Raw genomic sequence first — 3,048 nt, 5'->3', positions numbered from 1 at the left:
GGCCATGGCGCCGTATTCCTGGAAGCTGCCCGCATCGAGCAGATCGTCGAGGTTTTCCCGGGCGGTGCGCTTGCCCTTGCGGTGGCGTTTTTCCACCGCCTGGGGACGACCGGCATCGCTGATGGCCCGGTGGCGATCCAGCACCTCCGCCAGGTCCTTGCGGATATGGTCCAGATCCACGCTTTCTTCCGTGGCAATGGCAGCGCCATCCACGTCCCCCGGCTGCACAAACAACAGCGGGGCCGCTTCGTTGATCGCATCCCCCTCCACCGCTGCCAGGCTGTGCACCTCACCGGCGGTCGTTGCCCGCACCTCGAACTCCATCTTCATGGCTTCCAGCACCGCGACCACCTGGCCCACCTGTACCGTGCTGCCTTCCTGCACCAACAGAGATAGCAGCACACCGGTAGTGGGGCTGGCCAAGGCCTCGCAGCCCGCCGGGGTGGCCAGGGTGTCAGCCTGGGGAGAGTGATCGGCCGACGGCAACGCCGCTGTGGGTTCGGCAGGCATGGCATCCAGCAACGCGGCCAGATGGGTTTCCACATACCTTGTGGTCACCGTATTGGCCTGCACCGCGTCACTGGCCAGCAACGCCTGCAACAGGCGCAGATTGCTTTGCACACCGTCGATGCGGGTCTGCTTCAGGGCGCGACGGGCGCGCTGCAGAACCGACCCGTAATCCGTGCCGGTGACGATCAGCTTGGCCAGCAGGGAATCGTAGGCCGGGCTCACCGGGTACCCGGCGTAGCCATAACCGTCCACGCGGATGCCCGGGCCGCTGGCCGGCTCATAGGCGGTGAGAGTGCCCGCCGCCGGCGCGGTACTGCCGTCGGCCTTGAGGGTTTCCAGGTTGAGGCGCAGCTGTACCGCCATGCCCTCACAGCCCGGGGCGGCTTCCAGGTTCAGGTCGGCAAGACTCGCCCCCGCCGCCAGCCAGATCTGGCTCTGCACCAGATCCACCCCGGTGACCTGTTCGGTGACGGTGTGCTCCACCTGCACCCGGGGGTTGGCTTCCATAAAGTAGAAACGGCCCTGCTCCGCTTCCACCAGAAACTCGAAGGTGCCGATGCCCCGGTAGTTCACCTCAGCCGCCAGGGTCAGGGCGCTGTGGATGATGCGATCGCGCAGGGCGGTGTCGAGGCCCGGCGCCGGCGCGAACTCCACCAGCTTCTGATGACGGCGCTGCAGGGTGCAGTCCCGCTCCCACAAATGGCTCACCGCGCCGCTGCCGTCGCCCAATACCTGTACTTCGATGTGGCGGGCGGCGGTCACCAGTTGCTCCACATACACTGCGTCATTGCCAAAGGCCGCTTTCGCCTCCGACTGGCAGCGCTGATAGGCGGCTTCCAGCGCTGCCGGGTCAGTGACCGCTCGCATACCCCGTCCGCCGCCACCGCTGAGGGCCTTGATCATCACCCCGCTGCCCTGCAGCGACGCCATGAACGCCCTAGCCTCTTCCAGCGACACCGCCTGCGCCGTGCCCTGCACCAGTGGCACCTGGCAGCGGGCGGCCAGCGCCCGGGCCGCCGCCTTGTCGCCAAACAGGCGCAAGGTGTCCGCCCCCGGCCCGATCAGGGTAATGCCCGCCTCGGCACACTGGTCGGCAAAGTCCGCGTTCTCGGCCAGAAAGCCATAACCGGGATGAATCGCCTCACACCCCTGCGCCCTGGCAATGGCAATCAGCTGCGCCCCGTCCAGGTAGGCCGGCACTCCCCGCCCCGCCAACGCCACCGCCTCGTCCACCTGGCGGGTATGCAGGGATGCCTGATCATCTTGCGCATACACCCCTACAGACCGAATCCCCAGATCCGCACAGGCATTGGCAATACGAATGGCAATCTCGCCACGGTTGGCAATCAGGATGGCAGAAAACGGCACGGGCACGGCGGACTCCGGTCTTTGATTCGACGGCAAAGACCACAGTGTAGCCAGTCGGCCATAGCGATGACATTGATCGGGGTGCATGGAGGATCATGCATTGGGTTAATGCTGGTCACCACGGTAATTCCGATTCGCAGCCCCCCCACTTTCAACGGACCTTTCCGGTTACCCCGAAACGGCGTTGATCAAACCACTGTATTAAAGGGGCTTGGGGGGGGAGGTATGTCCGGTGAGATATCTGGCACGGCGTTCACAGGCACCTACCGTTAAACTCCGCACAGGAGTTTAGCCATTATCTTCTATCGTCTTGTTCTGGCTCCTGTGGCCTGCTTTCACTATGTGGGTCTCATACAATAGCCGGCGGCAGGCAGCGCAAAATTAACCCATAGAGTGTCACCAGAATGCTAGTCCCGAGCCATTTCAGAGAAGAGAACCAGGAAACACTTCAGCAGTACATCAAGGAATACAGTTTTGGTGTGCTGGTAGTCGCCGATGGTGATGGTATCGACGCCAACCATCTGCCTTTCCATTTCAGTGCCAGTGAAGAACATCCGCTTGGCACGCTGCGCTGCCATGTGGCGCGGGTTAATCCGGTTTGGCAGCGAATCGAAAACGGCGCCTCTGTACTGGCAATTTTTCAAGGGCCAGATGCCTATGTGTCACCGTCGTGGTATGAAACAAAGGCGGAGAGCGGACGGGTGGTGCCCACATGGAACTATGTGGCGGTTCATGCGCAAGGCAAAGGCGCTATCTTTCAGGATCACGTTTGGCTGAAAGCGCATCTTCAACAGTTAACCGATTTTCATGAGTCGAGCAGAGAGAACCCTTGGTCGGTGGATGATGCGCCTTCCGATTTCACCGGTCGCCTGGTGAACGCGATTGTCGGTATCGAGATCCGCATCGACGCTCTGACAGGACAAGTGAAAGCCAGCCAGAATCATCCAGAGCGCAATCGGGCTGGCGTAAAGGCAGGGCTCGCACAGGGTTCTGAGCGTGAATCGGCAATGTCTGAATTTATCAGCTAGCCAGGCAGCAAGGGGTCCGCCCTGCCCCACATCCCTCCTAACGTATAAACGACCTGGGACTGTAACCGCAGTGGAAACCGAAAGGCACATGGTTTCTCAGCGGCACTACAGCCACTTCGTCCAGGGTGCGGGCATCGAAGAT

2 protein-coding genes are annotated in these 3,048 nt (G+C 62.0%); one reads left to right on the top strand and one right to left on the bottom strand.

Features of this window, described 5'->3' with window-relative positions:
• Positions 1-1,884, bottom strand: a 1,884-nt coding sequence (locus HUJ17_RS16440) for a biotin carboxylase N-terminal domain-containing protein (RefSeq protein WP_290511709.1), incomplete at its 3' end; no start/stop codon positions are given.
• Between the two features lie 398 nt (positions 1,885-2,282).
• On the opposite strand from HUJ17_RS16440, the gene HUJ17_RS16435 reads away from it, so the two are divergent.
• Positions 2,283-2,906 carry an FMN-binding negative transcriptional regulator gene (locus tag HUJ17_RS16435; protein WP_290511708.1) on the top strand — a complete coding sequence of 208 codons (624 nt, stop codon included), beginning with the start codon at positions 2,283-2,285 and terminating at the stop codon, positions 2,904-2,906.
• Positions 2,907-3,048: the final 142 nt, after the last annotated feature.

The sequence above is a fragment of the Alcanivorax sp. genome (assembly GCF_014762765.1).
Taxonomy (GTDB): Bacteria; Pseudomonadota; Gammaproteobacteria; order Pseudomonadales; family Alcanivoracaceae; genus Alcanivorax.
This window is presented reverse-complemented; position numbering and strand designations above follow the sequence as displayed.

Bases quoted from the DNA above. Each gene is read 5' to 3' on its own strand.
- HUJ17_RS16435 (WP_290511708.1), top strand. From the start codon at position 2,283: ATGCTAGTCCCGAGCCATTTCAGAGAAGAGAACCAGGAAACACTTCAG.